Origin of the sequence: uncultured Sanguibacteroides sp. (assembly GCF_900543425.1) — a bacterium.
In the GTDB taxonomy this organism is placed as follows: domain Bacteria; phylum Bacteroidota; class Bacteroidia; order Bacteroidales; family Marinifilaceae; genus Gabonibacter.
This window is the reverse complement of sequence record NZ_UQRQ01000002.1, coordinates 65,696-92,233: the sequence shown is the minus strand read 5'-3', so window position 1 is coordinate 92,233 and position 26,538 is coordinate 65,696. Positions and strand designations below refer to the sequence as shown.

Here is a 26,538-nt window from a genome sequence, read left to right as displayed (position 1 = left end):
GATTAAGGTTTATTTGTTGTATAAGTTATCTCTTTTAAGTTCTCTTCTATCATTTGCTGTAGAGCAAGTATGATCTCCGGGTCATTAATAGGAACACCTTCCAAATAATCTTTCACCTCTTTTGAGTCAAAAAGATATGTCCCTTTTTCTGTGACATGGTGATAGACAAAATGGATGTCCGGATTCGATGCTACAAGTAGAACGATCGTATTGGCTATATTACCGACGGGAGGACGATCCAGATGGGAGTGAGAGAAAATAGCCTGAATGGTTGTGCCTTCTCCTTTATGAGAACGAATGGTTAACGAACCTCCGGTTTGCTCTGCATTTTGTTTTAACAAGGGAATACCCAATCCTACTTTTCGAACGGTTCTACTCGTGAAAAATGGATCCGTTACCCGAGCCAATGTTTCTTTATCCATACCGCATCCATTGTCCTTTATCGTGATGCTAAAGAGGTCTTTTTTGATATTTTCTTCAATATCAATTTCTATTTTTGTGGCCTCTGCCCGCACCGAATTTTGGGCAATGTCCATAATATGAGCTGATAAATCCTGCATCTTCGTCACTTCTAAATGTGAGGGAAATCGCACCTTCCACTTATAAATTTACGGTTATTTTCAAAATAAACTTTCAATTGAAAATAATTCGTCTCAAATATAGTAGAAATATCGCAATAAACAACTGACATGATGTCAACCTTTGTTATATAGATTGTTTCTAATAAAGTTTTTAAACCTTTGTTCACTAGGCTACCACACAAATAAAAATGAGTGGGATAATTTAATCTGGAAAAAGGTAATATTGGAGGAGTTGTTTCAAGAGGGCGCAATTGATAGGTTTTACAATGTAGTCGGAACATCCCGCTGCCTCTGCCGCCTCTCTGTCTTGGGGAAAGGCGAAAGCACTTACGGCTATAATTGGAATATCTGAATTTGCTTCTCGTATTTCGCGGGTGGCTTCTAAGCCGTCCATTTGAGGCATTTTGATATCCATTAAAATAAGATCCGGAAAATGAGATTTGAATTTTTGGATCGCTTCCACCCCGTCCCGGGCACGAACAATAGAGTATTCTTTTCTTAGAATCGTATCTAAAAGAAGAAAATTACTTTCGTTGTCTTCGGCAATAAGTATTGTTTTGGATGGATTAATATGATCATTTTCCTTTCCTGTCATTCTTCTACTCAATTTAAAAAAATGAACGTTTTATGATGGCGTAAATATACGGATTTTATTCGAAAAATATGCTATATTGATTTATTTTAAAAAATTATAAATCAATAATAAAGCACATTAAAGCCTATTTTGTCCCTTTCTAAATAGCCAAAATCATAAAACGTTCGTTTATTGATAGATAGATGAAGTTGATTCTGTGATAATTATGTATATAAAATATATTATTTCCCCTGATTCCATTCTTTATTTTGTAGTTTTTTCAAAAAACATTTAAGGAGGATTTATAGGGATCTAATCGCTTGATTAATAGATTCAAAAGAGAGAGATGAAAGGGATAGTTCCGTGTATACCTTACCGATGTCATTGGTATAATGGGCATCGGAGGAACGAATAAAGGCATAATTCTGAAGGTAAGTATTGTTTTTTAAAAATGCTTCTTTGGTCGTGTGAGGACTGAGTTCCAAGGCTTCCACTTGTAGGTCGGGAGGAATAAATCCCAATTGAGAAATAATACTGAAACAGCTTTTGTCAATGTGGGCGGGAATAAAGATACCCTCTAACCGATGTACTTCATGTTCTATATTTTCGATCGGCAGATCCAGAGCGGAAATTAGCAGGCGTTCTTCTTCGTATAAAATTTGATCTTCCCAGTCGACTACTACTTGATAGCCGAATTTTTCCGGGTTATTTTGAATATAGGGGAGGTGTCGGTCTAAAAAAAGTTGGAATTCGCCGAGTCGTTCCCCGGTAGGGAAGAAAGCTAAACAATGAGCCTCTTCCCGGGTTGAGATCTCTACTCCCGTAAGAACAAAGATTCCTTCTTTTTGGGCCTTTTCCTGGATAACGGTAGCCTGTCTGGTGGAATTGTGGTCGGTAATACCGATGATGTCTAATTTTTTTTGTTTAGCCGTGGCAATAATATTCCGGGGACTCATATCCAGGTCCCCACAAGGGGAGAGTACGGTATGTATATGTAAATCGGCCCGGAATATCATGGATTTTAGCCTTTAATGGTTTTGTATAATTCTCCCGTGATTTCAAAGGTCTCCAAAGATGTGGACAGGATTGGAATTCCTTCGGAATCGCTCTCTGCTGCCGTATCTTGTTCGGGGGTACGTCCTTTCACGAGTATGATGGCGGCAATCTCTTTTAAGGAGGCGATAGCCATAATGTTTTTATGGGTTTGAAGAGTAACCCATATGTCCCCTTCCCGGGCGTTACCCATGACGTCGCTTAACAGATCGGATGTATATCCTCCTTTAATTTCCCGGTTTGTACCGGAAGCTCCACTACAAAGAGTAAGGTTTAGTTTGGTTATAAGTTCTTGTACGGTCATGATTTTATATTCGATTAATTATGATTCAAATCTTTTCTTCCCCCAGGTTTTTTCTGAAATGTCGAGGGATTCTTCCGGGGTCATTAAATCCTCTTTACAAAGAATTTTTTGCATAAACACGCACTGGTTCAATTTGGCTTTCCCCTGAACGACGTCTCGGGCAAGGGTTTGGCAGGAGGGAGCTCCGCAAGCTCCACAATCTATTTTAGGAATGAACTCCATGATTCGGTTGATCTTTTCCATTTTTTCCATGGCTACGAGCATGTCTTCGTCCAGTTTTTCGATGGAACGGGGAGGAATCTTACCCGTGAGGGGCATGAGTTTGTATAGAAAAGACCTGTATTGTTGTATATCGTCCGGACTGGTCCGATTTTGCATTTCGCTTGTCCTCATGCGCTTACGTAAACGCTCTATCGTTAAGAAACGATTGTTTATGACAAGAGCTCCTCCCGCGCAAGAGTGGTCGCAAGCCCGTAATTCAAGAAAATCAATGTCCGTGATTTCGTCATTTTCCAGTTTCTCGAGAATATCGATGACATTATGAATTTCGTCAATAGCGAGGCAGCGTCCGTCAAAACGGGAAGCTTCGCCTTCAGTAAGAGTCCAGGCAATGGCTTCCGGTGATAAGTAAGTTTGTTCCGGGACGGGAATGAGCGGTTGATTCTTGTGTTGAGTGATACCTAATTGTATCTTGTTGTAAATAAAGTCAATGTTAATAACTCCGTTTACAGCGGATCCCTCTTCTCCCACGGGAGATTTTACGGCTGCGATTTTGGCAGCGCAAGGGGTAACGTAGAAAATTCCGATCTCCTCGTTAGGAATACCCTGATCGATTAATTTCTGCCGGGCATAGATGGCCGCTAAATCCATGGCTTGTTTTAAACGGACGATATGCCCTATTAGTGAAGGGAACCTGACCTGAATCAACCGGACGATAGCCGGACAAAAACTGGATATGAACGGTCTTAGATGACTGTTGTTTTTCATGTAGTCCCGGGTTGCTTCTGTCAAAATACCGGATGTTTGTGCAACTTCCAGTACATAAGTAAATCCCATATCATGTAGTTCCGAAAAAATCTGTTCTTCCGTGATATCTTCGGAAAATTGTCCGAATAAGACGGTGGGAAGTAAAATGACCCGGTGTTTAAAATTGAAAATCTGATTGAAATCATCCTGTTCCACGATAATGGCATGTTGGGGACAGGATTTCAGACACATACCGCAATCTACACAAGCTGCTTCGTATATACTTGCCTTCCCGTGCCTGATACGTATCGCTTGTGTCGGACATAGACTCATGCAATGAGTACATCCGATACACGCTTGAGACGCAACTTTTAAGGCATGGTAGAAAGGTTCCATATTTACTTCGAATGTTCCGTTTTAGTTTGAAAAATACGTGGTCATCGTTACTTTTGTTCCTTCGTTTACTTTGGATTCGATCTCCAGTTTATCGCAGTTCTTTTTCATATTGGGTAATCCCATTCCTGCCCCGAATCCCATCTCCCGTACTTTCGGGGAAGCGGTCGAATAGCCTTCTTGCATGGCCAGGGAAATATCGGGAATACCCGGCCCTTTGTCGCTAATGATTACCTCGATATATTCAGGATTAACGGCTACTTTCATCATACCCTCGTAGGCATGAGCCACGACATTCACTTCCGCTTCGTATAGTGCGACGACAATGCGTTTGATCAGCATTGCATCGATGTTTAGTTGCTTGAGAATCTTTTTTACTTCACTAGAGGCTTGCCCTGCTTTGGAAAAATTTCCCCCTTCGATATTGTAATTAAACTCCATTTTTTCGGATTAATAAATAGGTTCTAAACCGGCAGCATATAATTCACCGCATACTTTAAACATACTCTGTTTGCATTGGAGTAAAGCGATGTTACTCTCTCTGGCTAATTCGACCATTTCGGGAGTAACCTGCTTACCCCGAACAAAAAGGATAAAACAGATATCTGACATTTCTGCCGTCCGTAAGACCTGAAGATTAGCTAATCCCGTAATCAGGATCATTTCACTGGTATCCAGACGTAGTACGTCACTCATGAGATCAGCAGCAAAGGCGTGCTTAATCATTTTATCGAGGTGATGATTTTCATATATCACCTCGGCTTGCAATAAAATAACAATCTCTTGTAGGGTCATGGGCTTTTTTTACACGTTCCTAAAATAATGAGAATATTTCAGAAAAACAAGAATCCGAATCAGAGCTTGGGGAAAATTATTCAGATGGTCAATGCCACGGAAAACAGAACGTCGAAAAACATGGATTGTTTTTTAGTCTCGTAACCTGTCCTGAAACCCAGATTAACCGGGAATGGCAGGCGGAAAAAATGGGTATCCACGGTTGCTTCGATTCCATAGGAATAGAAAAATTTTGAACGTAGTCTGTTTTTTTCTTTTCCTGCATCGAAGAATACCCCTGTAGTCAGGCGTTTCATGTATAAAACGGGACCTACGTGTGCGTCCGGATAACAAATGGGCATTTTGTAACCGGAATGAAGGGTGGACAACCGGTAGCCTCTGAGTGTCATACCTCTCGGAGAGAGGATTTCATTACTGAAATAATTATTTATGTTTGATTTTTCCTGATGCGCTAAGTAAGCGTAAAATGAATGATGCAGGGCAAATCCCGGCAGGTAAAATCTGCCTTCCCCCCACCAGGTATTTCCGTAATTCAGGTTTTCAAAAGGAGTATGAGCGAAACCGGCCTCTAACCGTTGTCCCCAACGAGGGTTTACATCGCGTTCGCTCATACGGGTTTGGTTGTAAAATATAATACCGTATTGCATGATTTGCAGTGTTCTATCTGGATTCTTAAATTGATAGTCGTTAGGATTGGCAATTTGCCAGAGATTTTTTTTGAAGTCGTATACGGAGCCGAATTCTTTTATTCTGTTCTGATGCAGGGTTTTTAATTCGTATTTAACATAAGGAGTTAAAGTTCTGAGATAGTTTTTGACATTCAATGTAAATGGAAATTGTACGACCGTATTTAGTTGGGTGTATCGATTGGTATTGTATATGAGAACGGTGTCTGGTTTACGGGTGATCAGGTTCGTGGCATGGTAATCTATGTTCGTCATATAATCGTCTTGTCTTCCGCTTTTGAATTCAATCTGGAAAACGGGCCAGAATCCTTTATAGGTAGCTTTGATCTGCCAGTTACCGTGGGGATAGTCTCGTCCTCGTACATAGCCTGCCGTAAGAAATAGTGTACTTAATTTATTTTGAGAACTGACAGCGATGCCGAAGTCGATATCCATTTCATCTTTATCCGGAAAAATCGGACCCCAGCTATGAAAATTGAACAGGTGAAGGGCTTTGTTGTATTTCTTGCTTCTGTAAACGGAATCCCGTGTGAATTTATATTTCCAGTTTTCCAGGCGGGTTAATTCCTGAGCTAATGGAAAACTTTTGGATTGGATGGCCGTTCCCTTTAGCTGTTGTAGTGCTATTTTCCCCGGTTTATAGCCGTCTGCCGTATAGAACGAAAAGTAAAGCGTGTCTTTTTGTGGAGAGAGAGAAGGATAACGGATTCCAAAACGACCGTTTAAGATGTTTTCCCCGAAGTATAAAGAGTCTTTTTGCCGGTAGAAGGAGTTATTGCCGTTGAATGCCGCCCGGTAAATAGTCTCTCCTTCGAGGTCGATCGGATTGTCTAATTCGTAAGTTGTTTCCGGTGTAACGGGTTCTCTTTTTCCATCCTTCAGATTGATCCGTTCTAATCTTTTTCCGGAAGGTGAAACGACCACCGTTAAAATGCTTTCCTTGCCGTCGAAGGAAGGGTGAACGAAAAGTTCCTGTTCTTTTCCTTTTAAACGGAATATCTCTTTTTTAAATGTATGATCCGTGATGACAATCGAAGACTGATTTTCTTTATTGACTTCCACGAATCCCCAGTTTTTACCGACGGCAAAAGGGGCAAACCGGTTGAAAGTCGCCGGGTGTCGCGTGTATTTCCGTTTTTGCATGTCGAAGCTGGCTAAAACCATTCTTCCTCCGTGCTGCCAGCGAAGATTCGGTTTATATTCCGACCATACCAGTTGATGTTGATTGTAGGCAAATTTATAATCGTACAATACTCCCGGGCGTACGAGAATCGATTCTTCTCCAGACTTTAGTTCAACAAAAGCTCCTGCTTGTCCCAAGCCTTGTTTGTAGGCGATGATTTCGCCTTGTTCCGTGGGAGTCGGGTAGTGGTAATTGGCATAAACCGGATTCCGGGTATCAAGCGTATCGAAGTGATTCTGTATACTATCGGCTTCCCGTTTCCATATTTGTTGTAGTTCGCTAAAGTTATCCCGGTAAAGGGTACGTTTGGCATCGCAATAAGTATTTGCCTGTTTCACACTGTCCGGATTGACGAAGAAAGAGCGGAAACGAGGAATATCCCATAGAGAGTCCCTCTTCTGTTTTAAGGTTATTTTCAAACTCTTGGCAAACGGAGTAATTCCATACGGACGTTTCCCGACTCTCGTGAGAGCATCTTGCCAGATGCTGTTTCCGTAATGAACCCGGCTGTTCCCGACCATAAAATACCCCATCGTATAACGATCCGGAACGAAATCCTGCAATGAACCCAATACGGCTTTATAGTAAGTGTAAAGTCCCTTTTCTACAATCTGGGCTTTCATTTCATTTAAAAATTCCGGAGATCGTCCTCTGCCGTTTGTCCCGATAGAGGTTTCAAAATCAGTAGCATCTCCTTCGAGGTACCACATCGGGATGTAAATTCCGATAATGGCCATTGTAATTTGTTCCCCGAAAATATAATAAAGCGCTTTGCTGAATCCTTGATTTACCTTATCGTATTGTACGACGTGACGAAATTCATGTACGCAAAGATGTTCCAACCAGTTGTCGTCGGAGCTTTGAGGGGGAGTCGTGTATAGTTCACTCTTTTTAGGAGCCCATCCGGCATTTCCGTTTGATATTCCTCCGTTGGCCCGTACGATCATGGATATTTTTTTGGCTTTTACGCCTAATGAGTTACTGTGTGCATATAGTTTGGCATATATATTAGCCAGATATTGAGCTTGTTCTTCAAAGAAATCGGGGTATATAATTTGAAATTCATCGGTTTTAATTTGACGCCAGCGGGTGAAACACGGATCTTGTCCTAAGTCGACAAATTGAGCCTTTACCGTCGATAACGTGAAAGTGGAAAGTAAAAATGCTAATATACAGATAAATAATGGCTTCGAAGCAGGGTGACATCTCATGTTTGTAAATTTCAACCGGTTTGTAAAATGATACAGATGCGCTAAAATATATTTTTATTTTAATATTTTCTACATCCAGATAAATTATCTTTGTGAACGAACTTACGTACAATGGGTTTGTAGGGTTTGGGACACGGGGAGAAGATAAACGGATAAAATTGGAATCAGGGTTGGTTGTTTCCTAAATGAATTGTAACAGAGGAATATATGGAGAATGTAGAAAAAGAAAGAATAGCAGAGCTAAGGAAATTATTGGAGTATTATAATTATCTCTATTATGTAAAAAATGCTCCTCAGATTTCTGACATGGAATTCGATGAATATATGCACGAGTTGGAGGCTTTGGAAGCCAAGCATCCGGAATGGTACGATCCGAATTCTCCGACTCAGCGCGTGGGCAACGATTCCACGAATGAGTTTGTTCAAGTACCCCATAAGTACGGTATGATGTCTTTGGCCAATACCTATAGCGAACAGGAAATACGGGATTTTGACGAGAGGGTTCGTAAGGGACTTGGAAATGAGGAGGTAGAGTACGTGTGTGAGTTGAAATACGATGGAACATCCATTAGTTTACGATACGAGGACGGGAATTTGAAAGTTGCCGTTACGCGCGGGGATGGAGAGAAGGGAGATGATGTTACGGCGAATGTGCGGACAATTCGTACGATCCCCTTGCGATTACAGGGAGATGATTACCCGAAGGAGTTTGAGATACGGGGAGAAATATTGATGCCGTTTACTGTTTTCAACCGTTTGAACGAGGAGCGGACAGAAGCGGGAGAAGCCTTGTTTGCCAATCCGCGAAATGCAGCTGCCGGAACCTTGAAACTACAGAATTCTTCTATCGTGGCTAAACGTCAATTGGATTGTTATTTGTATTATATACCCGGGGATGATACTCCTGCTCCGACTCATTACGGTAATTTACAGAAGGCCAGAGAATGGGGATTTAAAATTCCCACGAATATAGAGATTTGTCGGAATGTAGACGAGATTTTAAGTTTTATCAGAAGATGGGACGAGGGACGTAAAACCTTACCGGTACCTATAGACGGAATCGTGATAAAAGTGAATAGCATTCGTCAGCAATTGCAACTGGGATATACGGCAAAGTCTCCCCGTTGGGCTATTGCCTTTAAATACAAGGCGGAACGGGTGGAAACCCGGTTAATAGATGTGGTATACCAGGTGGGGCGTACCGGTTCCATTACGCCGGTAGCTAATTTGGCTCCGGTGCATATTGCCGGAACAACCGTAAAAAGGGCTTCTTTACATAATGAAGATATTATACGGGAATTGGATTTACATCTTCACGATTGGGTTTACGTGGAAAAAGGGGGAGAGATTATACCTAAAATTGTCGGTGTCGATAAGGCCAAACGAGAGGAAAACGCTCCTGTCGTTCAATTTATTACTCATTGTCCGGAATGCGGTACGGAGTTGATAAGGCACGAGGGGGAGGCCAATCATTATTGTCCGAATGAAGATCATTGTCCTCCTCAAATAGCGGGAAAAATCGAACATTTTGTGAGTCGTAAAGCAATGGATATAGAGGGGATGGGGGGAGAGACTATCGAACTATTATTGAGTAAAGGGTGGATCCGGGACGTTTCGGACATCTATGAGTTGCCAGCCCATCGGCAAGAGTTGATCGGAATGGAAAAAATCATTTATCCTGAAAGTTATGTGATGAATAGTATTCCTTTATCCAAGGTTATTTATGCTTTTGAAATAGGAATAAAAAACATATCGGTAAAAAATGCGGAGGTGTTGGCGGAACATTTCGGTAGTTTAAAGGCGTATAGCGAAGCTTCCGGGGAAGAATTACTGGCGATTGATAAATTACAGTTTACTGGAGATCGGAGAAAGAGCGTGAATAAAATAGTGGATTATTTTCGTATGCCTTTTAACGAGGTGTTAGAGCGATTGAAAGAAGCGGGGGAGGTGGATATGATTCCTTTGAATCAGGTGATTTACGCCTTGGATATTCCGGGAATAGATCGTCATAAGGCAGAGTGGTTGGCGGTTGAATTTGATTATCTCTATCGATTGGCGACAGCCTCTGAGCGAGAAATTGCGGCAGTAGAGGGGATAAGTGAAGAGGAGGCCTTGCGGATACACCTGTTCCTGCAAGGAAAAGAGAAATTTGTCCGTAAGTTGAATACCTTAAGGGTCTATCGTTTGCAGGAGAAGTCGGTAGATAATTTGATTACCGGGATTGAGAAATCAAAAGAAGCGGATTTGCCTGATTTTATTAATGCTTTGGGAATTCGTTATATAGGAGAAAGTGCTTCCCGGAATCTGGCTCGTCATTTTAAATCGTTGCAGGCGATCATGGATGCTTCTTACGAGCAGTTGATAGAAGTCGAGGATATCGGAGAACAGATGGCCCGGAGCGTACAACGTTATTTTGAAAAACCGGAAAACAGGGCGATGATGGCCCGTTTCCTTCAACGGGGTATACGGGGAGAGATCCGTGGAGAAGAGGGGGAGAGTGATATCCTTGCCGGAATGACTTTTGTGATCACGGGTACTCTTTCTTTACCCAGAGAGCATTTTAAGACTTTGATCTTAAAAGCGGGTGGAAAGGTAAGTGATTCAGTGTCTTCGAAGACAACTTATCTCTTGGCCGGAGAGAGTGCCGGAAGCAAATTAAAAAAAGCAGAGAAATTAAATGTAACTATTTTGTCTGAAGAAGAGTTTAATAAGATAATAAAAAGTGAATAATGAGAGATACATGATATTTCTGGTATAAAAGTATTATCTTTACGTTAATTAATAAAAGTCGGGAAACGACAAGAATTATGGGAAGAGAAGAAACAAGACGATTAAAACAGATAATGACCTCTGCAGGAGAAGAAGCAAGACGTTTGGGTAACTCTAAGATTTACCCGGAGCACTTATTTCTGGGTTTGTTGAGGTTGAGAAGCGGTCGGGCAATTGATATATTAATATCCTTGGGATTGGATTTTTATGAGGTGAAGGATAGGATAGAACAACGGCTCGGTGGAAAACGTTATAAATCGGAAAATGTAACCGATATTGATTTTACACTTGCGGCTAATAGTGTATTGAAACGGGTTGTGGAAGAGGCATGGGATTTAGGTGATGAAGAGTTGGAATCCGAACATGTGGTATTGGCCATTTTGAGGAATCAGGCGGGATTTGTGACAAAATTGTTCAAAAGCATGAATATTGATTATGACATTTTTAAAGAGGCTGTCTTAAAAGAGAAAATGCGTATGCAATCAGACTATAACGAAGAGGGAGATGATTCGGAAGACTCCGAAGATGATTCTTCTATGTATAATCCTTATCGTCAGGGAGGTTCGACGTCCGTGAAATCGGATACTCCCGTTCTGGATAATTTCGGTATCGATATTACCAAGGCAGCAGAGGAGGGGACGTTGGATCCGATTGTCGGACGTGACCGGGAGATCGAGCGTTTGGCTCAAATACTGAGTCGTCGAAAGAAAAATAACCCGGTGTTAATCGGAGATCCCGGGGTCGGCAAATCGGCTATTGCAGAAGGTTTGGCCATCCGGATCGTACAACGGAAAGTTTCCCGGGTGTTGTTTGATAAAAGAGTAATCGCTTTAGATATCGCTTCGATTGTCGCCGGTACGAAATACCGCGGACAGTTCGAAGAACGGATGAAAGCTATATTGGCAGAATTAGCCAAGAACAGAAATATTATTTTGTTTATTGATGAAATTCATACCATTGTAGGGGCCGGAGGTTCGGGAGGAAATTTGGATGCGGCCAATATGTTGAAACCGGCATTAGCCAGAGGAGAGATCCAATGTATAGGGGCAACGACGCTGGATGAATATCGCCAGAATATAGAGAAAGACGGAGCTTTGGAACGTCGTTTCCAGAAAGTATTGGTAGAAGCGACTTCATTTGATGAAACCGTAGAGATTTTGAATAACATAAAATCCCGTTACGAGGATCATCATAATGTTCGTTACACGGATGAGGCGATAAAGGCTTGTGTGAAGTTGACGACCCGTTACATATCCGACCGGGCATTGCCGGATAAAGCGATAGATGCGATGGATGAGGCTGGATCGAGGGTGCATATTGCTAATATTAATGTTCCGCCGATTATAGAAGAATTAGAGACTTCCATAGAAGAGGTAAAGGAGAAGAAAAAGGATGCGGTAAAACAGCAGAATTTCGAGGTTGCCGCTGCTTTTAGAGATAAGGAGCGACAGCTGTTGAAGTTGTTGGAGGATGAAAAAAATAAATGGCAGCAGGAATTGGATGAGAACCGGATTACGGTGACGGAAGAGGATGTCGCTGAGGTCGTGGCTATGATGACGGGAGTACCTGTGAAACGGATAGCCAAGACAGAAGGCATGAAATTACTGCAGATGCATGACGAGCTATGCGAGAGTGTCGTAGGACAACGGGAGGCTATTGAAAAAATCGTGAAAGCGATTCATCGGAACCGGGCCGGATTGAAAGATCCGAATCGTCCGATCGGTTCGTTTATCTTTTTGGGGCCTACCGGAGTAGGTAAAACGCAATTGGCTAAAGTACTTGCCCGTTATCTGTTCGATTCCGAAGACGCACTGATTCGTATCGATATGAGTGAGTATATGGAGAAGTTTGCCGTATCTCGTCTTGTCGGAGCTCCCCCGGGTTATGTCGGGTACGAGGAAGGCGGACAGTTGACGGAAAAGGTACGTCGTAAACCTTATTCTGTCGTGTTGTTGGATGAGATTGAAAAAGCCCATCCCGACGTGTTCAATATCCTTTTGCAATTATTGGATGACGGACAATTGACCGATAGTTTGGGACGTAAGGTCGATTTTAAAAATACAATTGTGATTATGACTTCTAATATCGGTAGTCGTCAATTGAAGGATTTTGGTCGCGGAATCGGTTTCGGATCACAGGATCGGACCGGGGATAGCGACTACGCGAGGGGAGTCGTGCAGAAAGCATTGAAGAATGCCTTTTCGCCGGAATTTTTGAATCGTATTGATGATATTATCATGTTTAATTCCTTGTCGAAAGAAGATATCTATAAGATAATCGATATCGAATTGAAAGGTTTGTTTAAACGGGTAGGTGATCTCGGTTTGAAGATTTCCATTTCGAATGAAGCGAAAGATTTTATTACCGAAAAAGGTTTTGATCCTCAATATGGAGCACGTCCGTTGAAACGAGCGATACAAAAATACTTGGAAGATGAATTGGCGGAAGTCATTATAAAGGGGATCCCGGAAGGGAGCGAGCTTCAGGTAGATTACGATAAAGAGAATGATAAAATTATTATAAATGAAAAAGAGGCTTGAAAAAGCCTCTTTTTTTCATTTGTTTATTATTTTTTGAGCGGCTTTTACCATGGGCTCTACACTTAAATCGTGCCCGGTAGCCTGTAACATCCATTCGTTGGGAGTAAGGCGTCCGAGCCTGAAAATACGGTCTACTTCCCGAGAGAAGTTTTTACCGTTCAGATAATCTTCCAGTTGGAATTCTATGATCTGTCCGAACGCGTAAGCTGATAAGTAGAGGGGATAACTGATCATATGGGAATAAATAGCTAAGATCGTTTCGTCTTTCTTTCCGAATACCGGAGCGTAATATGTGTTCCATATCTCTTTTGAAAGGGAGATAACGGCATCTCTTAATTCGGATGCTGTTGCATCGGGATGAGCATACATCCATTCCCAGGTGGCAATGTCTAACATCGAAACTCCCATGATCTCGTATAAACTCCAGAATTTATCCAATACGTCCATGTCTTCCTTTTCCGGATTATGGTCTTCGATTCCTAATAATTGAAGATCCCGTTTCTGGAAAATAAAAGCAAGGGCTTCCGTGAAGGCGGTATTGGGGACACCGCTCATCATGAAATTGTCCACATCGTACATAGAGAGTGTTTGTTCCACGTTGTGTCCGAATTCATGGACGGCAATGTTATACCCTTTGTAATCCATTCCTTTTGCCGGAATACGGGTACGCAGGTGTGATTGTTGTCCTTTCATGGCTGCCCCCCAGGCATGTCCGGAGCCTCTCGCTGCATCGACGGCAATTTTATCACAAATATAGTCAGCCCTTTCGGGAGTGAATCCTAATTTGATGAGGATATCGGGAAGTCCGGCTTTAAATGCGGCAGCATCCGGGTAAAGTTGCTGGGTCTGGGCGTCTAATTTTGTTTCGTCCAGGTTACTTCTTGCCTTAAATCCGTCATACCAGATGTCATAAGCCTCTAATTTACGTCCGAGTCGTTTGGATATGATTTTTCCTACGGCTTTTAATTCCGGTGCGGTTAGAAATTGGGTAAATAGGGTTTTGACATCGTTAAGGGATATTTCCATCTCCCCGGAGAATTTTCGTTCGATAAAGTTTTTACCCGTGTAAGGATCTATGGCTTTAACGGCATGAAAATTATTTAACATCCGCTGGTAACGTTCCGTATCTTCGGGGATTACGGTGGTTGGCTCGCCGTTGGAGCTGATGGTATTGGAATAGGGGTTCCAATCGTACGTTCCGGAGTTGATTACTTGCGTGGGAATCTCTTGCGTGATGATTCGCTTCATGACTTCGTATACGGTGCGTTGTTTATCCAATCCCTCTTTTCCTTTATTATAATTCGCCTTAATTTCATCCCGGAGATTCCAATGCGAGAGTAGAATCTTATCTTCCGGGAATAGTTTTTTCCCCCTGGCATTCAACACGTGTCCCATGTATATGTTGTAATCGGATATATAAACATCTGCATCGCTCTCCGATTTTACTTGAGCTTGGATTAATTCGGAAGGAACTCTGGAGGTGAAAATGTCTCCCAGGCGGGCATAAGCCCAAGCCTGTCGGTTGGTTCCGAGAGTCTCTTTCACTTTTAAGGGAACTTCCGGAAAATTCAATGCGATAATAAAACCGATTTTATTTGCGTAAAAATCGTTAATCAGGTGAGAACCGGGACTGTAAGCGCCGAACATGGGATCAATTTCGTCTAAAGGCCCGTTATCTTGATGAAGGTTCAATTGTAATTGTAGGGTTATTTCATTGAAATGTCCCCACAAAGCTTCAAAATAGTTACTGATCTTTTCGAAAACCCGTTGTTTGGTTACGGGATCCGTAAGATAATTTTTGATACAAAAGGATTGGAAATCGTTTGCGTTCCCATCCTCTGTTTGCCAGAGGCGAGCTACTTGTCTGACTCCAGCCTCTACGAGTTGTTTATCTGTATCTCCTTTTGACTGAATTGCTGTAATCGTTGTCTGGATGGTTTCTTCCGGTATGGAAGCTCGGGTTGTTAAGCCGGCAAATAAACACACCATAAATAATGAATGCTTAAGGATTTTTTTGTTCATAGTATAAAGATATGACGTGTAGAAATAAAAATAGGAAGCTGTTTCAGATTCGACAGCTTCCTGATATTTTTTTTGATTATTATCGATTAAGTAATTGGAAATAAACAACATCTTCCCATTCATTACCTCTGCGAAGCCAGTCTTTACGATAGCCCGTCTGCTCGAAACCTAATTTTTCAAAAAGTTTCCGGCTACCGATATTGCCGCTGGGAACACTACTGTATACCTGATTGAGGCCTAATGTTTCAAAACAGTAATCGAGCATTAAACGAATGGCGGATGTCGCATAACCTTTTTTTCGGTATTCGCTGTTGTGAATCATAACTCCGATTCCTGCCCGTTGATGGTAAGGGTCAAAATCATATAGATCAACTAACCCCACGGGAGTCACCGGATCTATAAGTTCAACCATGAGACGAAGTTGCTTGGTCGTGTAAATGTCCAGATGGGAACTTTCGATGTATTTCTTTAGCGTGAATAAGGAAAATGGGGTTAAGGTATCGCTTACTTCCCATAGATCCATATCGTTTTCCCATTTATAAAGGCATTCCAAATCTTCGGGTTCTAATGGTCTTAGTCGAATTGTTTCGTCATTGATCATAAGTTGATGATTTTATGAGTTTATTTCTAATCTATTTTTTTATCAGCATCCAAATATACTATTTTCCTCCTTTCCTCCATGTTAATTTTGAAATTAATCTAAGGGATTCAAAAAAATAAATTAAATTTGAAAACCCATTGAAAAGGTTTTGGAATGTTATAGGAACTATGGATTATAATTTACTGAGTATAGTCGGGGCAACTGCCACGGGAAAGACGGCGTTGGCAGTTAGGTTGGCGGCAGAGTTAAACGGAGAGGTTATTTCGGCTGATTCGCGTCAAATATACCGAGGTATGGATATCGGTACGGGTAAGGATTTGTCCGAATATGAATACGAGGGACGTCTTATTCCTTATCATTTGATGGATATTGCAGATGCGGGTTATCGGTATAATCTTTTTGAATACCAGCAGGATTTTTTGAAAGTGTGGGAAGATTGCAAGAGCAGGAATGTATTTCCTGTATTGTGCGGAGGGAGCGGATTGTACGTGGAATCCATACTGAAAGCTTATCGTATGACTCCGGTTCCCGAAAATACGGAATTAAGGGCTCGCTTAGCTTCTAAATCGTTAGCTGAGTTGACAGAGATATTAGCTTCTTATAAAACATTACATAATACGACGGATACGGATACGGTAAAACGGGCTATTCGGGGTATAGAGATTGCCGAATATTATCTTACTCATGAACCGGAAGAGGGTGCGTTCCCCGAAATACGATCTTTGATTGTAGGAGTTTTGTTTGATCGTGAGAAACGGAGACAACGAATAACCGAACGGTTACAAGCTCGTCTGAAAAATGGAATGATTGAGGAGGTGAAAGGATTGTTGGATGGGGGAGTTAAGTCGGAGGACCTGATTTATTACGGTTTGGAGTACAAATATATAACCCTGTATTTAATAGGTCGTTTGGAATACGATGAAATGGTTGAAAAATTAAATATAGCCATCCACCAATTTGCCAAGAGACAAATGACCTGGTTCAGGAAAATGGAACGAGACGGTTTTGATATCAAGTGGCTGAACGGAGATATGCCCTTGGATGAAAAAGTAGACCGGGTGAAAACCTGGCTTAAGACAACATGATTGATTTTTGATTTACAATTCAAAAATCAATTTACAATCTACAATGTTAATCATGTCCGTCACATCCGCAATGATGATGTTCTTCTTCATCATCTTCTCTTTCTTTTTGGGATACAAGCATCTCTTCCAGATGGGAAAGAACACTTTCAAACAGGAAGGCCTTATCGTCGTCTGCCGGTAATGCTTTTATTTGTTCTATGGCTCCTTTTATTTTTTCTTCGGGTAGATTATCCGATAGATTCTCGATGACGGTCGATGCTTCCAGGGCTGAAATGAAATCATCTTTCAGGAGAATGTCCAGAAATACATCAATGTATTCGGAAAAATCAATGGCCGATTCCCAGCATATACGTAATAGATTTGATTTTTCGGAGTCATTGGATGCCTGAATCAGTTTTTCCATCAGGATGGTTTTGAATCCCGAATCTTTGATGTCGGAGAGAAGGGAGGTAATGTTGGTGATAATGACAGGCTCTTTGCATAGGAGTAAAATGTCCAGTAATTCCGGAATAATAGACAGATCTCCCTCTGTTTTAATCCGTTCTATTGCTTCCACTACCTGTTCGATATCGTTACTTCCTAATTTTTTGAGAATATCTTGCTTGTTTTCCATGATCGTGTTGAATTAAGGCTCTTCCCCTCGTATGTGAAAAGGAAAAGTATACAAAGATAGTGATCATTTGCGGGAATTTTTTGCCCTGGGATGGAAATTTATGATCGTATCTCTTAAAAAGGTATTGTCCAGATGGGTATAAATTTCCGTGGTAAGAATGGACTCGTGCCCCAGCATATCTTGAACAGCCCGTATGTCAGCACCTCCGTTTACAAGATGAGAGGCAAACGAGTGTCGAAGGGTATGTGGAGAAACGGTTTTATTAATACCTGCTTTTAAGGCTAATTCCTTTATGATGTTGAATACCATTACTCTCGAAAGAGCTTTTCCTTTTTTATTTAAAAAAAGGATGTCTTCATACCCTTTGGCTTTAGGGGTGGCAGCCCTGTCTGTTTTCGTGTATATCCGTATTTCGTCTTTTGCTTTGTTGTTTAACGGTACCAGACGTTCTTTATTACCTTTTCCTTCTATTTTGATGTATCCCATCCTGAAATTGATATTGGAAAGTTTCAGGTTTACCAGTTCCGATACGCGTAGTCCGCAGGAGTATAACGTCTCTATGATTGCCTTATTGCGTTGTCCTTCCGGTTTCTTTAGGTTAACCGCATCAATCATGGCTTCGATCTCTTCTACGCTCAGTACCGACGGTAATGTTTTCCCTATTCTTGGAGTATCTAAAGAGGTTGCCGGATTGACGGTGATTACTTCATCGTAAATCAGAAATTTAAAAAAAGATTTTATACTGGAAATACTTCGGGCCTGGCTTCTGGCCGTAATTCCCGAATCTTTTAATTGGGATAAGTGATTGTTTAGGATCGTATAAGTGATCTCTTCGGGTTGAAGTTGAGGTTCAGATTGTAAGCTGAAGGATGCCAACTTCTTTATATCGTTCAGATAAGCTTCTACTGAATTGCTTGAAAGAGATTTTTCTAGGGTTAAATACGTTTTAAAATTATCTATCGCTTCATTCCAGGTCATCGTGTTTATAAATTAAATATTGTCCGTTTATATAGCCCTATATATCCTCTGCCTTCAATTCAATGAAGGTAATAATGAAGGATAAAATGGGAAATTCGATGGCTAAAGATAAGGGATTTTTATATGCGACCGACACCATTTGGTAAGTTTAACAAAGAAAAAGTTCAGATAGGTGTCGTAATAAAAAATTAATATTCTGGTGGAAAAACAGCCTGTTTGCGATCGTTTTTTGTTAATTTTGCAGAAGAATAAAAACGAAAAGTATGAAAATATTAATTATGAATGGACCCAATCTCAATCTTTTGGGTGTCAGGGAAAAATCAATTTATGGCGAGACCTCTTTCGAGGATTACTTGGAGGTTTTGCGGAAAGAATATCCGGAGGTGGCAATCGGTTATTTTCAATCCAATATAGAGGGAGAATTGATCGATAAGTTACATGAGGTTGGTTTTTCTTATGACGGAGTTATACTGAATGCCGGGGCCTATACTCATACTTCTATTGCCATTGCGGATGCCATTGCCGCAATCGAAACTCCTGTCATTGAGGTGCATATTTCTAACACGGCCAAACGGGAAGAATTTAGGCATAAATCTTATTTGACAGCGGTTTGTCGGGGAGTTATTGCCGGATTCGGACTGAAGTCCTACGAGCTGGCGTTACGGGCGTTTCTTTAAAAAAGAAAACTTTCTAAATCTTTTTTTGTTTCTTTTCGTAGATATTTTATATGAGAAAAAGAGAGTAAAGAAAAGTTTTGATAAGAATTAATGTCGTTAAGTAATCGGTTTATATGAAGAAAACAAAGATTGTAGCAACCATATCGGATAAAAGATGTGATGTGGATTTTTTACAAAATCTGTATCGTGCAGGAATGAATGTAGTTCGTTTGAATACGGCTCATCAGAATATAGAACAGGCAAAGAAAGTGATAGATAATGTTCGTACCGTATCCGGAGATATCGCTATTTTGGTCGATACGAAAGGGCCGGAAGTAAGGACCGTGTCAGTTGATACTCCTTTTCAGGTAGAAAAAGGAGAGTGCCTGTTTCTTACGGGAGATGTGGATTTAAAGATGGAGGGAAAATTAATCCATGTATCTTATCCTTATTTTGCGGATGATATTAAAACCGGAGATCGTATTTTAATCGACGATGGAGATGTCGAATTGGTCGTCGTGGAAAAATATGCACACTATCTGGAGGTAATGGCAACCAATGAAGCCATGATAAAGGATCGGAAAAGCGTGAATGTGCCCGGGGCTAATTTGAAATTGCAATCCTTAAGCGATAAGGATAAGTTGTTTATCAATTTTGCAATAGATAATAACGTGGATTTTATTGCCCACTCCTTTGTACGTAATAAGGAGGACGTGATAGCGGTACAACAGATATTGGACGCACGACAGAGTAAGATAAAGATCATCGCTAAAATTGAAAACCAGGAAGGAGTTGATAACATCGACGAGATTTTGGATTATGCCTATGGGGTGATGGTTGCCCGGGGAGACCTGGGAATTGAAATTGAGGCAGAGAAAATACCTCGTATTCAGCGTTATATCGTAAATAAATGCATCGAAAGTAAAAAGCCCGTGATTATTGCCACTCAGATGCTTCATACGATGATAGAACACCCGAGACCTACCCGGGCTGAAATTAGCGATATTGCCAATGCTATTTACATGGGAACGGATGCTATCATGTTGAGTGGGGAGACGGCTTATGGGGCTTATCCGGTAGAGGCTGTCACCGTAATGAGAAATGTGGCGGAGGAAAACGAATGTTCCGTGGCTCCGGATGCGGGTCGGAGTCTGGTCCGGATTAATAATGAAATTACGGCGGCGTTGGCTCGTGCTGCTGTCAAAACAGCCACGGTCTTGCCGGTAAAAGCTATTGTCGTGGATACGTTGTCAGGGCGTACCGCACGCTATTTGTCTGCTTTCCGGGGAGATTTGCCTGTGTTTGCGCGTTGCTATAACGATCAAGTGATGCGGGAGCTTGCTCTCTCTTTCGGTATTTATCCTTATTTTACCGAAAAACCGATGTCTCGTGATGAATTTATGAACGACCTACCGGCGATGTTAACGAAAAGAGGAATTCATGCTGATGATTATGTCGTTGTTGTGGGAGGAAGCTTCGGGCATGGTAAAGGTGCCTCTTTTATTGAAGTATGTAAAATCGGAGAGATTCATTGAATAATAAAAAAATCCCCGGAATTCCGGGGATTTTTTATTTGAGATCAAAAGATATTATTTTATTTTCTCTTTGGCTCGCGTGATGTATTTCTCGATATCGCGGAACTCCATCGAAGAGATAAATTCCTTTTCTATCCTCTCGTACATTGTTAAAGCCGACTTGTAATCGTTCGCTTTTTCGAAAGCAAGTCCTGCTTTCATTAAAATGATGGGAGCTGTCAATTCATTCGTATCTTCGTTAGCCGCTTTTTTGTAATAATCGGCTGCCTTTTTGTAATCGCCTAACTGCATGTAGGCATCTCCGATATTTGATTTTGCTAATGATTTGAATACAAAATCGTTAGATGAAAATTTCTCTAAATATTTAATGGCATTATTGTAATCTCCGTTATAGAGGTAACACAATCCGGCATAATAGTTTGCTAAGTTACCGCTTGGCGTTGAACCGTATTTTTCGATGATATCAAGGAAACCAAGAACATCTCCCTCTCCGTTAAGAGCTAAGTTGAATGAATCTCTTTCAAAAAGATTTTCAGCCTTGAACATTTGATTCATAGCCTCTTTAGCGAGAGGTTGCTTGTAGAACTTGTGGTATCCCAGCACAACACCGATTACAACGATAATTACAATGATGATTTTGATTAATAAATTCTGATTTTTCTCAATGAATTGTTCGGTTGATATCGTAACTTCTTCTATCTGTTCGAAGCCATCTCCGTGTTTTTGTTTCTCTTTTGACATCGTTATATGTTTTTTGTTATCTATTACACATTATTCATCGACCTGCAAAATTAGTTTTTTTTTTCATATGCCGAGAGCCTCCACGAAATTTTATGCAAAAAATTCTACATTCGATAAAATCTATTTTACTTTTCCTTACTTTTGGGGGAGAAGAGAACGAGGGTGCTGGTCCTAACCTATAAAACATCGAGATGGAAATAAAAAATTTGGATATTGTTAATTATAAAAATATATCGGAGGCTCAAATTGAATGTTGTTCCGGTTTTAATTGTTTTATAGGAAACAACGGAGCGGGAAAAACAAATGTATTGGATGCTATTTATCAATTATCCATGTGTAAGAGCTACTTCAACTTACCGGATGTACAGAATATTCGTCACGGAGAGCCTTTTTTTGTGTTACAGGGTAATTATGAACGGCGAGGCGAGAGGGTTGAGGTGTATAGTGGAGTGAAACGAGGCCAAAAGAAAGTATTTAAAAAAAACAAGAAAGTGTATGATCGCCTATCCGATCATATCGGACTACTGCCATTAGTAATGGTCTCTCCCGCGGATACGATTTTAATAGATGGAGGAAGCGAGGAGAGACGTCGTTTTGTCGATGGCGTAATTAGCCAGCAGGACAAAGAATATTTGACGCATTTGATTCGTTATAACCGGATTTTAATGCAACGAAATATGTTGCTGAAAGAGTATGCGGGGAGAGGAATGGATATGGATATGCTTGCGGTTTGGGATGAGCAGTTGGCCGAAAGCGGGATGTTGATTTTAAAGAAACGCCGGGATTTTGTCCTTGAAATGAGCACTATCTTCCAGCATTATTACGATTTGCTTGCTTCAGGAAAAGAACAAGTTTCGTTAACGTACGTGACGACGATAAAACATGACGACCTGCTTGCTTCCCTCAAGGAAAGTTTTGAACGGGATCGAATATTGACTTATTCGACGGTCGGAACACACCGGGATGATTTGGGGCTTGAATTAGGAGGATATCCGGTAAAGAAAATGGGATCGCAGGGACAAAAAAAGAGTTTTTTAGTGGCATTGAAATTTGCTCAGTTCGTTTATTTATCGGCACGGAATGGAATAAAACCGTTGCTTTTATTGGATGATATATTTGATAAATTGGACACCTCCAGGGTAAGCCGGATCGTGAGTATCGTTTCGGAAAAAACATTTGGACAAGTATTTATTACGGATACGAATCGGCTGCACATAGATGAAATAGTAAAGCAACATACTTCCTCTTTTAAGATTTTCGTGGTGGAAGAAGGGGTTATAAAAGAGGTGTGTGTATGATTCTTTGTTTTATCGAATAAAATGGTAATTTTGCAAATTAGAAAGTCTTTGGTGTTTGCACTCGCGTAATACCATAGATTTATAATTTGAAATACGTCGTGAAGCAGGGCAAAACATTAAAGATGGATGAGTTGATGAAACTTTATTTGAAACAGATGGGATTGACTCAACGTTTCAAAGAGAGGGAGGTATGTCAGCTTTGGCCGGAGGTCGTGGGGGGAATGATTGCCTCGAAAACAAAAAATCTACGAATGGTCGATGGCAAGCTTTTTGTTAGCTTTTCCTCGTCTGTCGTGAAGAATGAAATTCTATTGGTTAAGGAAGGGCTGTTAAAAGCTTTGAATGACCGGGTAGGTGAAGGTGTTGTAAAAGAGTTGATTGTGTCCTGAAAAGGGAGTTAAAAGAAGTATAAATGAAATTAATTAATTCGGGAGATTTATTGCCTATGCGCGGATTTAATCCTTTCGGTAATAGTTTGATGGCAAAATTGGTAATGTATATTTTGCGGTTGGACAAATTAAACAAACTCTGTTCGAAAGTGTATGATGATAATCCTGAGGTTTTTCTTGATAATTTAATTGATACATTGGGGGTGACGGTTGAGGTTAGTGATGAAGATCTGCAGAAAATTCCGGAGACGGGGCCTTTCATAACCGTGTCAAATCATCCTTTCGGCGGATTGGATGGGATTATCTTGGTAAAATTGTTGAGTAAGATTCGCCCTGATTATAAAGTATTGGCCAATTTCTTGTTGAAAAAGATCGCTCCGATACAGGAGTATTTTCTGGGGATGGAACCACAGGAAGAGCAACGTATGAATGTTAAATCGGGGGGACTGAAAGAGGCGATGCGTCATGTGCTGTCGGGTAAACCGTTGGGGGTTTTTCCTGCCGGGGATGTTTCTTCTTATCAACCGGATTCCAATCATGTGGAGGATCCGGAATGGAACCTACCTGCGCTAAAGTTGATTAAAATGGCAAAGGTTCCGGTTGTACCGATTTATTTTAAAGGCTCCAATAGCTTGTTGTTTTATTTGCTGGGGTTGATCCATCCGATGTTACGTAACGTGAAATTACCTTCCGAGCTATTGAATAAAAAAAATCGGGTAGTAAAACTGCGTATCGGAAATCCGATATCGGTTGAAAGTCAGAATTCGTTTCACGACATAGTACAATACGGGAAGTTTTTGAGAGCGAAGACCTATTTGTTAGGTTCTTCTTTGGAGGTGAAGAAATTTTTCATAAAATCGCAAAAAGCTATGCCAAAAGCAGAACCGATCGCATCGGAAATTGAGAATAATGTATTGAAAAGAGAGATAGCCGACATCGCGGAGGATTATCTCTTGTTTACGATGAAGAACTATGATGTTTATTGTTCTCCGTCGGTAAAAATTCCTAATGTTTTAAATGAGATCGGTCGTTTGAGGGAAGTAACGTTCCGGGCTGTAGGTGAAGGAACGAATCGTAGTATTGATTTGGACGAATATGATTTATATTACTATCATCTGTTTATTTGGGATAAAGAAGAAGAAAAAATCGTAGGGGCATACCGGGTCGGTAAAGGAAAAGAGATTGTTGACCGTTACGGGATGAAAGGTTTCTATATCAATTCCTTGTTTAAGATGAGAAAAGAGATGTTGCCTGTCCTGTACGAGTCCATAGAGTTGGGGCGTTCGTTCATTACGGAAGCCTATCAACGTAAGCCTCTCCCTTTATTTATGTTATGGAAAGGTATCCTCTATTTTCTATTGAAAAATCCGGAATATCGTTATCTGATAGGTCCGGTAACCATTAGCGGAAAATATACGGAAGTGTCTAAAGAGTTGATCATGAAATTTATCATGGCTAATCATTATAATTATGATATGGCCCGTTATGTACTTCCGCGTTCCAAATACCTGGTGGGAACAAATGAACCCGGAATTCAAGTTATGCTCGATGTGGCTCATAAGGATATCAGCGTGCTGGATAAGATGATCGGAGATATAGAGCCTTCGAGTGATAAATTACCCGTGTTGTTGAAAAAATATATCTCGTTGAATGCGAAAATTATAGGATTCAATATTGATCCGAAGTTCAGTATGTGTTTGGATGGTTTGTTAATTTTAGATATTTTTGACGTTCCGATGAAAACGATCGAATCTTTATCGAAGGAAATTAATGATGAAACTATTCTGACGCGTTTTTCGTCAGATAATGTAGATATTTGAAATAAAATAAGGCATGTACGATATAATCTATCTTTTTAAAGGTATGCTGGTAGGGTTGATGGTATCGATCCCGTTAGGACCGATGGGGGTGCTGATTATTCAGAAAACACTACATAAAGGGGCGTTATCCGGTTTTATTGCCGGAATGGGAGCGGCTTCGGCTGATTTCTTTTACGCTTCGGTCGCTGCTTTTGGGTTAGGATTTGTGATTAGTACCGTGCAGACCCACGAATTGTTATTGCAGATTATCGGAGGGATATTTTTAATTGTTATCGGATTGAAGATCTATTTCGATAATCCGATTCGTCAGATTAAGCAAAAACGTAATGGGCGGGTGAGCAAGAAAGGCTTATTGGGAGATTATATTTCTCTCTTTTTTCTAACGGTTTCCAATCCGATTACGATTGTTGTGTTTATGGCTGTATTTGCCGGAATGTCGGTATTCGGGGAGTCTGCATCTGCTTTGGGAGAGTTGTTGGTTGTGGTTGGAGTGTTGTTGGGAGGCGGAGTATGGTGGTATACGCTTTCGACCCTGGTGAATATTTTCAGGAAGAAATTCCGTTTACGGGTATTGGTGACAATCAACCGGGTTTCGGGTTTGATTATTGCCATATTGGGCGCCTTGGTTATTTTAGCTGCTTTCCAGCCTTTTAAGTCGATGTTGCCGATGTAATTATTCCTCTTCTTTTCGCTTGTAAAAATGACGGGAATCTCCCCATGCTCCGTACATGACCTGACAACCGCTTCGGCGTATGCTGGCTTCGAGATTTCTCATGGACTCGTCGGCCCCTTCGTGTGTACCGGGTTTGTTCTCGTATAATTTGTAAAGTGTTCGGTTGGAGGTGGGAGTGATATTGGGCATAACCACATTCGCTCCGATTTGCATGGCTTTTTCTCTTCCCTCCGGTTCGATGGCTTGGAGGGCTGTGGTCGCTGCAATATTGATATCCGGCATAAGAATTCGCAATAGGGCGACCATGTGTAAGGATAGTTTTAGCCGTTCCTGTAAAGGGAGTAATCCGTGACGATAAGCATAGAGGGGAGTGTCCCGGTGTTCTAAATAAGGTCCCATGCCCACCATATCGATATTCATGGATCGGAGAAGAAGCAGATCGTTTGCAAGATCTTCTAAGGTCTGGAAGGGTAATCCGATCATGACTCCCGTACCTGTCTGGTAGCCGCATTTCTGCAAATATTCGATGCATTTCAATCTTGTGGCGTGCGAATGCAATGCATTGTTCGGATGAATCTTGGAATAAAGGTCCGGATTCGAGGTTTCGAACCGGAGCAGATAACGATGAGCTCCGGCGTCAAACCAACGTTGGTAGGTCTCCCGGGTCTGTTCTCCTAACGATAACGTAATGCCTAATTCGTTATTACTTCTGCGCTTGATCTCTTTTAATAAATATTCGATGCGTTCGATGAAAGGGGAATCATTGCGTTCTCCGCCCTGTAATACAATGGAACCGAACCGATGGATATAAGCAAAATCAGCGGCTTCCAATATCTCTCGATCGGTAAGCGTGTAACGGGCTGTCCCGGTGTTCGATTTCCTGATTCCGCAATAAAGACAATCTTTGATACAAATATTGGATATTTCTATCAGCCCGCGTAAGTAAACCCCATTCCCGATGTGTTCTTTTCTTATTTTTTCGGCCTCGTTGTAAAGATTTTCTTCTTCCTTGCCGGTGCAGGAGAGTCGGTATACCAAATCAGAAAGAGTATATTTTTCCACTACATTTTAT

23 protein-coding genes are annotated in these 26,538 nt (G+C 41.1%); 9 read left to right on the top strand and 14 right to left on the bottom strand.

Annotation, left to right across the window (positions count from 1 at the left end):
* Positions 1 to 2: 2 nt before the first annotated feature.
* The 8 genes from QZR76_RS01460 to QZR76_RS01425 all read right to left on the bottom strand — a co-directional run bounded on the left by QZR76_RS01460 (position 3) and on the right by QZR76_RS01425 (position 7,746).
* Positions 3 to 560: an ATP-binding protein gene (locus tag QZR76_RS01460; RefSeq protein WP_294139741.1), complete on the bottom strand. Its 558-nt coding sequence runs from the start codon at positions 558 to 560 to the stop codon at positions 3 to 5.
* A 223-nt stretch (positions 561 to 783) separates the two neighbouring features.
* The gene (locus QZR76_RS01455) at positions 784 to 1,176 is read right to left on the bottom strand and encodes a response regulator (RefSeq protein ID WP_294139740.1); all 393 of its coding nucleotides are present in this window, start codon (positions 1,174 to 1,176) and stop codon (positions 784 to 786) included.
* 281 nt (positions 1,177 to 1,457) lie between these two features.
* Entirely contained in the window at positions 1,458 to 2,171 is a 714-nt protein-coding gene (locus QZR76_RS01450; RefSeq protein ID WP_294139739.1) for a PHP domain-containing protein, read from the bottom strand.
* A gap of 5 nt (positions 2,172 to 2,176) precedes the next feature.
* Complete coding sequence (locus QZR76_RS01445; protein WP_294139738.1) at positions 2,177 to 2,512, bottom strand: DRTGG domain-containing protein; 336 nt, start codon at positions 2,510 to 2,512, stop codon at positions 2,177 to 2,179.
* Between the two features lie 18 nt (positions 2,513 to 2,530).
* Positions 2,531 to 3,874, bottom strand: a complete 1,344-nt coding sequence (locus QZR76_RS01440; protein WP_294139737.1) for a [Fe-Fe] hydrogenase large subunit C-terminal domain-containing protein — start codon at positions 3,872 to 3,874, stop codon at positions 2,531 to 2,533.
* Between the two features lie 21 nt (positions 3,875 to 3,895).
* Complete coding sequence (locus tag QZR76_RS01435; RefSeq protein ID WP_294139736.1) at positions 3,896 to 4,312, bottom strand: anti-sigma regulatory factor; 417 nt, start codon at positions 4,310 to 4,312, stop codon at positions 3,896 to 3,898.
* Between the two features lie 9 nt (positions 4,313 to 4,321).
* A complete protein-coding gene (locus QZR76_RS01430; protein ID WP_294139735.1) occupies positions 4,322 to 4,666 on the bottom strand; it encodes a DRTGG domain-containing protein in 345 nt (114 codons plus the stop codon).
* Between the two features lie 80 nt (positions 4,667 to 4,746).
* The gene (locus tag QZR76_RS01425; protein WP_294139734.1) at positions 4,747 to 7,746 is read right to left on the bottom strand and encodes a hypothetical protein; all 3,000 of its coding nucleotides are present in this window, start codon (positions 7,744 to 7,746) and stop codon (positions 4,747 to 4,749) included.
* A 207-nt stretch (positions 7,747 to 7,953) separates the two neighbouring features.
* Between QZR76_RS01425 and ligA the strand changes: the two genes are divergently transcribed.
* Positions 7,954 to 10,476, top strand: coding sequence for an NAD-dependent DNA ligase LigA (gene ligA, locus QZR76_RS01420; RefSeq protein WP_294139733.1), 2,523 nt, complete (start codon positions 7,954 to 7,956; stop codon positions 10,474 to 10,476).
* A 77-nt stretch (positions 10,477 to 10,553) separates the two neighbouring features.
* Positions 10,554 to 13,055, top strand: a complete 2,502-nt coding sequence (locus QZR76_RS01415; protein WP_294139731.1) for an ATP-dependent Clp protease ATP-binding subunit — start codon at positions 10,554 to 10,556, stop codon at positions 13,053 to 13,055.
* A 15-nt stretch (positions 13,056 to 13,070) separates the two neighbouring features.
* On the opposite strand, the gene QZR76_RS01410 is transcribed toward QZR76_RS01415, so the two are convergent.
* The gene (locus QZR76_RS01410; protein ID WP_294139729.1) at positions 13,071 to 15,044 is read right to left on the bottom strand and encodes a hypothetical protein; all 1,974 of its coding nucleotides are present in this window, start codon (positions 15,042 to 15,044) and stop codon (positions 13,071 to 13,073) included.
* 112 nt (positions 15,045 to 15,156) lie between these two features.
* The gene (locus QZR76_RS01405; RefSeq protein WP_294139727.1) at positions 15,157 to 15,678 is read right to left on the bottom strand and encodes a GNAT family N-acetyltransferase; all 522 of its coding nucleotides are present in this window, start codon (positions 15,676 to 15,678) and stop codon (positions 15,157 to 15,159) included.
* Between the two features lie 167 nt (positions 15,679 to 15,845).
* On the opposite strand from QZR76_RS01405, the gene miaA reads away from it, so the two are divergent.
* Positions 15,846 to 16,763 carry a tRNA (adenosine(37)-N6)-dimethylallyltransferase MiaA gene (gene miaA, locus QZR76_RS01400; RefSeq protein ID WP_294139725.1) on the top strand — a complete coding sequence of 306 codons (918 nt, stop codon included), beginning with the start codon at positions 15,846 to 15,848 and terminating at the stop codon, positions 16,761 to 16,763.
* 46 nt (positions 16,764 to 16,809) lie between these two features.
* On the opposite strand, the gene QZR76_RS01395 is transcribed toward miaA, so the two are convergent.
* Entirely contained in the window at positions 16,810 to 17,376 is a 567-nt protein-coding gene (locus tag QZR76_RS01395) for a hypothetical protein (protein ID WP_294139723.1), read from the bottom strand.
* 63 nt (positions 17,377 to 17,439) lie between these two features.
* Positions 17,440 to 18,354 carry a site-specific tyrosine recombinase XerD gene (gene xerD / locus QZR76_RS01390; protein WP_294139721.1) on the bottom strand — a complete coding sequence of 305 codons (915 nt, stop codon included), beginning with the start codon at positions 18,352 to 18,354 and terminating at the stop codon, positions 17,440 to 17,442.
* Between the two features lie 263 nt (positions 18,355 to 18,617).
* Between xerD and aroQ the strand changes: the two genes are divergently transcribed.
* Positions 18,618 to 19,031, top strand: a complete 414-nt coding sequence (gene aroQ, locus QZR76_RS01385) for a type II 3-dehydroquinate dehydratase (protein WP_294139719.1) — start codon at positions 18,618 to 18,620, stop codon at positions 19,029 to 19,031.
* Between the two features lie 113 nt (positions 19,032 to 19,144).
* Positions 19,145 to 20,545, top strand: coding sequence for a pyruvate kinase (gene pyk / locus QZR76_RS01380; RefSeq protein WP_294139717.1), 1,401 nt, complete (start codon positions 19,145 to 19,147; stop codon positions 20,543 to 20,545).
* A gap of 54 nt (positions 20,546 to 20,599) precedes the next feature.
* Here the strand turns inward: pyk and QZR76_RS01375 are convergent, their stop codons facing one another.
* On the bottom strand, positions 20,600 to 21,286 hold the full coding sequence (locus QZR76_RS01375) for a tetratricopeptide repeat protein (RefSeq protein ID WP_294139716.1): 687 nt from the start codon (positions 21,284 to 21,286) through the stop codon (positions 20,600 to 20,602).
* 191 nt (positions 21,287 to 21,477) lie between these two features.
* Here QZR76_RS01375 and QZR76_RS01370 point away from each other — a divergent pair, with 191 nt between their 5' ends.
* From QZR76_RS01370 to QZR76_RS01355, 4 genes are all read left to right on the top strand, one after another.
* Positions 21,478 to 22,584 carry a DNA replication/repair protein RecF gene (locus tag QZR76_RS01370; RefSeq protein WP_294139714.1) on the top strand — a complete coding sequence of 369 codons (1,107 nt, stop codon included), beginning with the start codon at positions 21,478 to 21,480 and terminating at the stop codon, positions 22,582 to 22,584.
* A gap of 122 nt (positions 22,585 to 22,706) precedes the next feature.
* A complete protein-coding gene (locus QZR76_RS01365) occupies positions 22,707 to 22,973 on the top strand; it encodes a DUF721 domain-containing protein (protein ID WP_294139712.1) in 267 nt (88 codons plus the stop codon).
* Between the two features lie 23 nt (positions 22,974 to 22,996).
* A complete protein-coding gene (locus QZR76_RS01360) occupies positions 22,997 to 24,793 on the top strand; it encodes a lysophospholipid acyltransferase family protein (protein ID WP_294139710.1) in 1,797 nt (598 codons plus the stop codon).
* Between the two features lie 13 nt (positions 24,794 to 24,806).
* On the top strand, positions 24,807 to 25,466 hold the full coding sequence (locus QZR76_RS01355) for a LysE family transporter (protein ID WP_294139708.1): 660 nt from the start codon (positions 24,807 to 24,809) through the stop codon (positions 25,464 to 25,466).
* Here QZR76_RS01355 and hydE read toward each other — a convergent pair whose 3' ends face one another.
* Positions 25,467 to 26,528 (bottom strand): [FeFe] hydrogenase H-cluster radical SAM maturase HydE, encoded by a 1,062-nt coding sequence (gene hydE / locus QZR76_RS01350; protein WP_294139706.1) that lies wholly within the window; start codon positions 26,526 to 26,528, stop codon positions 25,467 to 25,469.
* Positions 26,529 to 26,538: the final 10 nt, after the last annotated feature.

Bases quoted from the DNA above. Each gene is read 5' to 3' on its own strand.
- QZR76_RS01460 (WP_294139741.1), bottom strand. From the start codon at position 560: ATGCAGGATTTATCAGCTCATATTATGGACATTGCCCAAAATTCGGTG.
- QZR76_RS01455 (WP_294139740.1), bottom strand. From the start codon at position 1,176: ATGACAGGAAAGGAAAATGATCATATTAATCCATCCAAAACAATACTT.
- QZR76_RS01450 (WP_294139739.1), bottom strand. From the start codon at position 2,171: ATGATATTCCGGGCCGATTTACATATACATACCGTACTCTCCCCTTGT.
- QZR76_RS01445 (WP_294139738.1), bottom strand. From the start codon at position 2,512: ATGACCGTACAAGAACTTATAACCAAACTAAACCTTACTCTTTGTAGT.
- QZR76_RS01440 (WP_294139737.1), bottom strand. From the start codon at position 3,874: ATGGAACCTTTCTACCATGCCTTAAAAGTTGCGTCTCAAGCGTGTATC.
- QZR76_RS01435 (WP_294139736.1), bottom strand. From the start codon at position 4,312: ATGGAGTTTAATTACAATATCGAAGGGGGAAATTTTTCCAAAGCAGGG.
- QZR76_RS01430 (WP_294139735.1), bottom strand. From the start codon at position 4,666: ATGACCCTACAAGAGATTGTTATTTTATTGCAAGCCGAGGTGATATAT.
- QZR76_RS01425 (WP_294139734.1), bottom strand. From the start codon at position 7,746: ATGAGATGTCACCCTGCTTCGAAGCCATTATTTATCTGTATATTAGCA.
- ligA (WP_294139733.1), top strand. From the start codon at position 7,954: ATGGAGAATGTAGAAAAAGAAAGAATAGCAGAGCTAAGGAAATTATTG.
- QZR76_RS01415 (WP_294139731.1), top strand. From the start codon at position 10,554: ATGGGAAGAGAAGAAACAAGACGATTAAAACAGATAATGACCTCTGCA.
- QZR76_RS01410 (WP_294139729.1), bottom strand. From the start codon at position 15,044: ATGGTGTGTTTATTTGCCGGCTTAACAACCCGAGCTTCCATACCGGAA.
- QZR76_RS01405 (WP_294139727.1), bottom strand. From the start codon at position 15,678: ATGATCAATGACGAAACAATTCGACTAAGACCATTAGAACCCGAAGAT.
- miaA (WP_294139725.1), top strand. From the start codon at position 15,846: ATGGATTATAATTTACTGAGTATAGTCGGGGCAACTGCCACGGGAAAG.
- QZR76_RS01395 (WP_294139723.1), bottom strand. From the start codon at position 17,376: ATGGAAAACAAGCAAGATATTCTCAAAAAATTAGGAAGTAACGATATC.
- xerD (WP_294139721.1), bottom strand. From the start codon at position 18,354: ATGACCTGGAATGAAGCGATAGATAATTTTAAAACGTATTTAACCCTA.
- aroQ (WP_294139719.1), top strand. From the start codon at position 18,618: ATGAAAATATTAATTATGAATGGACCCAATCTCAATCTTTTGGGTGTC.
- pyk (WP_294139717.1), top strand. From the start codon at position 19,145: ATGAAGAAAACAAAGATTGTAGCAACCATATCGGATAAAAGATGTGAT.
- QZR76_RS01375 (WP_294139716.1), bottom strand. From the start codon at position 21,286: ATGTCAAAAGAGAAACAAAAACACGGAGATGGCTTCGAACAGATAGAA.
- QZR76_RS01370 (WP_294139714.1), top strand. From the start codon at position 21,478: ATGGAAATAAAAAATTTGGATATTGTTAATTATAAAAATATATCGGAG.
- QZR76_RS01365 (WP_294139712.1), top strand. From the start codon at position 22,707: ATGGATGAGTTGATGAAACTTTATTTGAAACAGATGGGATTGACTCAA.
- QZR76_RS01360 (WP_294139710.1), top strand. From the start codon at position 22,997: ATGAAATTAATTAATTCGGGAGATTTATTGCCTATGCGCGGATTTAAT.
- QZR76_RS01355 (WP_294139708.1), top strand. From the start codon at position 24,807: ATGTACGATATAATCTATCTTTTTAAAGGTATGCTGGTAGGGTTGATG.